Genomic DNA, 7128 nt, shown 5'->3' with positions numbered 1-7128 from the left:
ATTATCTGGAGTAAAATCATGACCAATCGACGCAATCCCACGCCTCCGGCCGCAATGCTCGACATAAATGTCGACTGCAAAGAATATGTCATCGACTATCTCGAACGCGCCTTTCCGACCCGGCAAATGCGCGTCTTCACCGACGACACCGGGGCCGAGCGCTCGGTGCCGATGGACGACGAGAACGGCAATCCGGTCTATAATCCGCAGGCGCTCGCGGCGCGCGCCAATCTCATCGAGCAGCTTTGCGCGCTACCGCCGATCACCTCCGCGCTCGACGGGCTTCTCAATCATTTCGGCCATGACAATGTCGCCGAGATCACAGGACGCACCAAGCGGCTGATCCAGGCGAGCGACGGGCGCCAGAAGCTCGAGACCCGCTCGACCCGAACCAGCCAGGCCGAGGCCGCCGCCTTCATGGGGGGCCTCAAGCGCATCCTCATCTTCAGCGACGCGGGCGGGACTGGCCGCTCCTATCATGCGAGCCTCGATGCGGTGAACCAGGAGCAGCGGGCCCATCTCCTGCTCGAACCCGGCTGGCGGGCCGACCGGGCGATCCAGGGTCTGGGGCGCACCCATCGCACGCATCAGGCCTGCACGCCCCTGTTCCGGCCGGTAACCACCGACTGCAAGGGCGAGCTGCGCTTCACCAGCACCATCGCCCGGCGCCTCGATACGCTGGGCGCGCTGACACGGGGGCAACGCCAGACCGGAGGACAGAATCTCTTCGACCCCGCCGACAATCTGGAAAGCAGCTACGCCTGCGCGGCGCTGACGAGCTGGTTCCACCTCCTGCATCTCGGCAAGCTCAAGAGCACCACGCTCGCCGAGTTCGAGGAGCGCACCGGCCTCGAGCTCACCGACAAGGACGGCGTGCTGAAGGACGAGCTGCCGCCGATCCAGCGCTGGCTGAACCGCTTGCTTGCGCTCCCGATCGGGTTGCAGAACCGGATCTTCGAGGAGTTTCTCGCTCTTGTCGAAACCCGGGTACAGGCCGCACGCGAAGCGGGGCGGCTCGACGTCGGCGTGGAGACCATGCTCGTCGATACCGCGACGATCATCGACGACACGATCCTGCGCACCGATCCGGTCAGCGGCGCGACCTCCCACCTCCTCACGATCGAGGTGGCGCGTCGCAAGACGCCTGTCTCGCTTGAGCGCATCCTGCGCATCGCTGAAAGTCATCCCCGCCACGCCTTCCTGCGCAATGCCAAGTCCGGCCTGGTCGCACTGCAAGTGAAGGCCCGCGCCCATATGGAAGAGAAGGACGGGACGCCCATCCCTCGCATCGAACTCATGCGCCCGACCCGCAATGATTATATGCGCCTTGCCGATCTTGCCGAAACCGCCTGGTCACCGATCGACGAGGAGACCTTCCGCGCGCTCTGGGCCGCCGAGGCCGAAGCGGCGGCGGCGCAGGTCGATACCGAGACGATCCGGCTCGCGACCGGGCTCCTGCTGCCAATCTGGTCAGCGCTTCCGAGCGACCATCTCGTCGTCAACCGCATCGCCGACCAGAGCGGCCAGTCCTGGCTCGGCCGCATCGTCTTCGATGATCATGTCGTGCAGCTCTACACCAAGCTCGGCCTCGATCGCGCCGAGAACCTGCCGCCCGGCGATATCGTCAAGTCCGCGCTCGGCGGACGTAGCGTCGAACTGACGCAGCCGTTCCCGATGGCGATCAAGCGCGCTGTGGTGAACGGTCTGCCCCGCATCGAACTGGTGGGCGCGCCGCCCGCGCAGCTTGCCTATCTCAAATCGCTTGGCTGCTTCACCGAGATCATCAGCTACCGCACGCGCGTGTTCGTGCCGGTGGAAGGCGCTGCCGACATCCTCGGCCGGCTGCTTAGGCCAGAGGCCCGAGCGGCATAGCCACGATCAGGCTCGCGGCATCCGGCTCGATTTCCAACCCCGCCAGGGGCTGGGTCAGCAGCATGGCCGCGAGCGCCGCCTGGGTCGTCGCCGCGCCAGCCTTGTCGCCCGCCTGTTCGAGCAATTGAACTGCCTTGCGGATCAGGCCGACCGCAAGCGCCCTCTTGTCATGTACCGCGTCCATCGCATCCACTCGTGCTGGTGCCATGGGCCTAGGATAGCATAAGCCCCGCCGCCCGCTACGGGGTGATGTGGCTGGCCGTCCGATCAAAGCGTCGCGAGTGGCCCTTTCTCGATAAAATCCGGCCATGTGCTGCCATAGTCGCGCAGCAGCGCGGACGAGCAGATCACCGTCATGGCGCTTCCCGCCTGCTGGCGCTTGAGGCGGGTGAGACCTGCATAGACCAGTGCGAGCGACCGCTCGCCCGCATTCTCGTCCACATAGATCACCAGGAGCGGCGATTCCCAGCCCTTGAAGCTGTGCAGGGTCGTGGCCTTCACGCGAGCGTCGCCCATGTAGAAGGCCATCTTTTCGCGCCGGCGCTCCTGCATGTCGGGCGCGAAGGTGGCGACGCTGGCAATGTCGCGGTCGGCGAGCGCAGAGACGACCATCGCGCCTACCGAGGCGTCGGCGGCAAGGAAGGTGATATCGGCATTGGCCAGGGCCTTCCCCGTCCGCCGCATCATTCCGACGATCTCTGTGACGCAGGTCTCGATTCTGTGCTGCGACGTGCACTGCACCCAGCGCAGGGACACCGGGAACAGATCGAGCGATGCTTGTGGCGGACTGGGCAACTCAACGCCCTCTTCCGGCAGAAAGCTGGTCACGAAGCTCTGGATCAGCGGCAGGGTGGCGGGCGGCAGGCGATAGCTGACGTCGAGCTGCGCCCAGGCGCCACGAAACCCCGCGCCCGCCATTGCCTCGTTGGTCCAGGCCTGGGCCGTCCCATAGACATCCTGCGTGGCATCTGCCGCAAGGATCATCTCCCCGCCAGGCTTCAGAAACCGTCGCAGCGTATTCCACCAGAGTGGGCGATAGTCCTGCCCTTCATCGACCAGGATCGCGTCGTAGCGCGGGCTGTCCTCCTCGGCCGCGGCCGAAGCGACAAGGCTGGGAAGGGCAGCTTCCATCACCGATGCGCCGTCTCCGCTTTTCCACAGCTCGTCATAGGCCTCGCTCCACCCCACCTCCATGCAGACCTGCTTGCACCAGCTGTGGAAGTTGACGAACACGACATTGCGGTGGCCCCCGCGCACCTTGAGCGCGCGCACGACGAGATCGCGCAGATAGTGCCAGAGGGTGATGTTGAAGGTCGCGACCAGCACCGACTTTCCCTCGTCGGCAAGGCGCGCGGCCCGCGCTGCGAGGACGAGCGACTTGCCCGACCCGGCGGGCCCCTTGATCCGGCGATAGCCGCTCTCGGTTCGGGTCTCGGCTAGCTGCCGCTGGTTTGCGTCCATCTCCAGCGGTCGGCGCTGCGTGACCGAGAAATCAGGTTCCACCAGCCATCCACGCAGGTCGGCCGCGATGTCCTCGCGCATGAGCATCGAGTGCCGGCGCTGCGATTCCGGCATGATCAAATCGATCCGGCCGGCGGCGAGCTCCACCCGACCGCTGACCGGTTGATAGCGCGCCAGAGGATCATTCTCATCGCGCGTCAGGAAGCCGGCGAAGAGGTCGCGCACGCGCCGGCTGTCGGCGAAGGGGAAAATCACGCCCGCCGTCACCGCGGCAAAGCCGGCATTCTGCTTCAGGCGAGAGCAGTAGAGCTTGTAGACCGCATCTCGGTAATGATTGACCTTGGTGACGGGGTTCTGCGCCGCAAGGGAAAAGCTCTTTCCGTCCTTGCGCCCGTGCAGGTCCCGGCCGCCGGCGGGCACGAAATAGTGCATCGCATCGAGGTTCCAGTCCTTTACCTCGAAGACGGCGATTCCCACCGAGCGGTTTAATAAAACGAAGTCGGGGCGCAGGCCGTTGAGATGCGGCTGGCAATAAATCTCCCATTCCGGGTCGAGATGCGCGTCGAAAAACTCGAGGACTACGCGCTCGCCGGGCGTCAAGGGTTGGCGCAGTCGGTCGAGATCCTCCCGTGGAGGAGAAATGATCCGGTTTCTTCTCAACGCGATGCCCCGCCAATTCCCGCAATCCTCCTAGGGAAGAGGTGGAGGGTTTCCAATCCCTCGAGGCCCGGCGAATGGCCTAATCGCTGCTGAGCGGAATAGCCGCGATGAGCGCGGCGCTTTGCGGATCGAGCTCTTCGCCGGGCTGGAGGGGCCGCGCCGCGAGCGCCACATCGAGCGCATGTTGCAGCCGCGCCGCCGTATCCCAGTCCTCGGCCTTTTCCAGAAACACCATCGCCTGCCGCATGAGGCCTATCGCGATGCCCCGGCTGTTCGTGTCTGCCATGCCCATATCCTCGAGCTCCCGGTTGAACCGTGGGAGAGGGGCGATTGGCCTGTCGTCCGAACTCCCGCGCACTGGACGCGGGAGCCGCCGGACCTCGCAACATGTGAACACACATGCGCCGTCACCTTTAACCCGAAGGTCTGGACATGCGCGACGGCAGCCCGGAAACCGATGGTTTTCGAGTTGCTTGTGTTCACGGACTTGCGAGGTCCGGCGCTGCCCTTTGCGCAGCGCATCCCCGCCCTAACAGAGGGGCCGGGAGCGGCCAACCGGTTCCTTTTCCTGACCCGGTTCCCGGCGTCGTTGACAGGTGTCGGCGCCCCGTTCCGCGTGCCTTGGCGATCGCTGTCGCACCATAGGCCGCCGCCCCCGGTCGGACGGCCGAAGCGGCCGAAACGGCCAGCGGCGGGGCCGCTGCAAAGAGAAGGGGGGTCGGAAGGGGTGTCCCGGGATGGTCCGGGCATCAAGGAGACTTCCAGTGATCGACAGCGTCAAACTCAACAAGCTCCGCCTCTCGCCGATCAATGTGCGCAAGGTTTCGGAAGACCGGCTGCGTCTCGACGAACTCACCCCCGACGTCGAGGCCCGCGGCATCCTGCAGAACATGCTGGTGACCCCGGCCAAGCCCAAGGGCACGTTCGAAGTGCTCGACGGGGGACGGCGCTGGCGCGCGCTGATGCGGCTGGTCGAGGCGGGCACGATCGTCGCGGCCGACTATGACGTGCCAGTGCGCGTCATCACGGGCGATATCGCGCATCTGAGCGAAACGTCCTTCGCCGCCACCTATCACCAGCTGCCGCTCACCCCGGCCGAAGAATGCCGCGCCTATGAGCATTTCATCGGCAAGGGCGCCGACATCGACGGGGTCGCCAAACGCTTCGGCAAGACCCGCCGCTTCGTCGAAGGCCGCCTGCGCCTGGCCTCGCTGGCCGAGCCGATCTTCGACGCGCTGGCCTCGGGCGCGATTACGCTCGACATCGCCAAGGCCTATGCCTCGACGGAAAGCCACGACAAGCAGCTCGATGTCTGGAGTACCTACGGCCAGAACAGCTACGTCAACGCCGATTCCATCCGCCGCGTCATCGCCAACGACGCCCTTAAATCCAACGAACCGATCGCGCTCCTGATCGGCGAGGACCGCTATGCGGCCGCCGGCGGCCGGGTCGATCGCGACCTCTTCAGCGAGGGCGGCGACCGCTGGATCGATCCCGAAATCGCCAAGGGCGTCGCTGCCGAGATGATGGAAGCCGAGGCCAAGCGCATCGGCGAGGAATCCGGGCTCGCCTGGATCCGGCCGATCGCGAGCAGCTATGCCTATAACCACGCGCAGGATCTCTACCGCGTCATGCTCGATCCGCCCGAACTGACCGACGAGCAGGCCGCGCGCCTGGAAGCGATCGAGGCGCGGCGCAGCGAGCTCGAAGAGCTGATGCAGGACGAGGCGCTCGACGACGATCAGTTCAAGGCGCTCGACAGCGAGGACGACGCGCTGATGGCCGAGGCCGAAGCCATCGAGAACCGGCTGCCGGTGCTGCCCGACCAGCTCAAGCCGCATGTCGGCGCGTTCCTCCTGCTGACCCCGCAGGGCGAAATGCGCCTCGACACGCAGTTCTTCAGCGAACAGCCCATCCAGCGCATCGATGACGAGGCGCAGGGCGAGGGCGAGGAGGACGATTGCGAGGGCGGCGAAGAGGGCGAGCGCCTGGCAGGCGGTTTCCGCATCGGCGGGACCGACAAGGAGGCGCCCAGCCTGCCCGAGGAAGCCGTGGGTCCGGGCGGCAAGCCGCTCAGCGCCCGGCTCTACGACGAACTCGCCATGCAGCGCCGTGACATTCTGGCGGCCTCGCTCCTCGCCGAACCCGCGCTCGCGCTCGACTATGCCCTCTTCACGATGATCGACGCGCGCAGCCAGTCCACGCGTCATACCGGCTACCACAGCGTCCACTATGGCTCGACGCTGCGGGCCGGAGCACCGCAAGACCCGATCTCGGGTGATATGCCGGTGACCCGGGCGCGGCAGTATCTCGCCGAGGCCCATGACGGACTCGACGCGGCCTGGACGGAACCAGCCGATATCGTGGAGCGGTTCGAGGCCTTCCGCGCGCTCGGCGACGACGCCAAGGCAGCCTGGCTCGCCTACATCGTCGCCGTCTCGCTCGAGGCCAAGGGCGGTTTCAAGGCGGAACAGATCCCGCTGCAGAACCGCCTCGCCTCGATCCTCGAGATCGATGTCGCCGCCTGGTGGCGACCCACCGCGGAGAATTTCTTCGACCGGGTCAACAAGGGCACGATCCTCACCCTGCTCAACGATGTCGGCGGGGGCTCGCTCACCGCGCGCCATGCCACACTCAAGAAGGGCGAGATCGCCGCGAGCTGCGAAAAGCTCTTTGCCGGGGAGTCGATCGTCGAGCCCGACGTCAAGGAGGCGGCGCTCGCCTGGGTCCCCAATGCCATGCGCTTCCTGGATCGCGTGGCGGAACAGGCGGAGGAGCCCCTCGATGCGCTTGGCGACCTGAACGTGGCCCAAAGCGACGGGGCTGATGACAGCGAGACCGACGACGGTGACGCAGTGACCGCCGCGCCGACGGCCTCCGCGCCGGCCGAGGCCGACGAAGACGAACTCGCCGCCGCCGAGGCCTGAGCCTCAAATCCTGTCCGCAAGCGACCACCGGCGTGTCCTCGCGCCGGTGGTCGTCTCGTCTGTGAGGAGTTTTCCACCATGTCCAAGCCTGCACGAACCGGCCGGGATGCCGCGGCCGAAATCAGCGCCATCATCATCGATCGCCTTGAAAAGGGCGTACCGCCCTGGACCCGGCCCTGGCGCACGAGTGGCAGCGGCGGGGGGGCGG

General features: G+C 66.1%; 6 protein-coding genes. 3 read left to right on the top strand and 3 right to left on the bottom strand.

Features of this window, described 5'->3' with window-relative positions:
• A complete protein-coding gene (locus LH128_RS18705; RefSeq protein WP_327195213.1) occupies positions 1-1872 on the top strand; it encodes a strawberry notch C-terminal domain-containing protein in 1872 nt (623 codons plus the stop codon).
• Here LH128_RS18705 and LH128_RS18700 read toward each other — a convergent pair.
• The 3 genes from LH128_RS18700 to LH128_RS18690 form a co-directional block, all read right to left on the bottom strand.
• Positions 1847-2056, bottom strand: coding sequence for a hypothetical protein (locus LH128_RS18700; protein WP_008831244.1), 210 nt, complete (start codon positions 2054-2056; stop codon positions 1847-1849). The two genes, LH128_RS18705 and LH128_RS18700, sit on opposite strands and share 26 nt — an antisense overlap.
• A gap of 83 nt (positions 2057-2139) precedes the next feature.
• Positions 2140-3933: an NERD domain-containing protein gene (locus LH128_RS18695; RefSeq protein WP_008831243.1), complete on the bottom strand. Its 1794-nt coding sequence runs from the start codon at positions 3931-3933 to the stop codon at positions 2140-2142.
• 139 nt (positions 3934-4072) lie between these two features.
• Entirely contained in the window at positions 4073-4285 is a 213-nt protein-coding gene (locus LH128_RS18690) for a hypothetical protein (protein WP_008831242.1), read from the bottom strand.
• A 472-nt stretch (positions 4286-4757) separates the two neighbouring features.
• On the opposite strand from LH128_RS18690, the gene LH128_RS18685 reads away from it, so the two are divergent.
• On the top strand, positions 4758-6920 hold the full coding sequence (locus LH128_RS18685) for a ParB/RepB/Spo0J family partition protein (RefSeq protein ID WP_008831241.1): 2163 nt from the start codon (positions 4758-4760) through the stop codon (positions 6918-6920).
• Positions 6921-6998: 78 nt separating this feature from the next.
• On the top strand, positions 6999-7128 hold a 130-nt coding region (locus tag LH128_RS33580; protein ID WP_008831240.1), incomplete at its 3' end, for an ArdC-like ssDNA-binding domain-containing protein.

This window comes from Sphingomonas sp. LH128 (assembly GCF_000293195.2).
GTDB lineage: Bacteria > Pseudomonadota > Alphaproteobacteria > Sphingomonadales > Sphingomonadaceae > Novosphingobium > Novosphingobium resinovorum_A.
The sequence above is the reverse complement of the archived record's forward strand: the minus strand, read 5'-3'. Positions and strand labels throughout refer to the sequence as shown.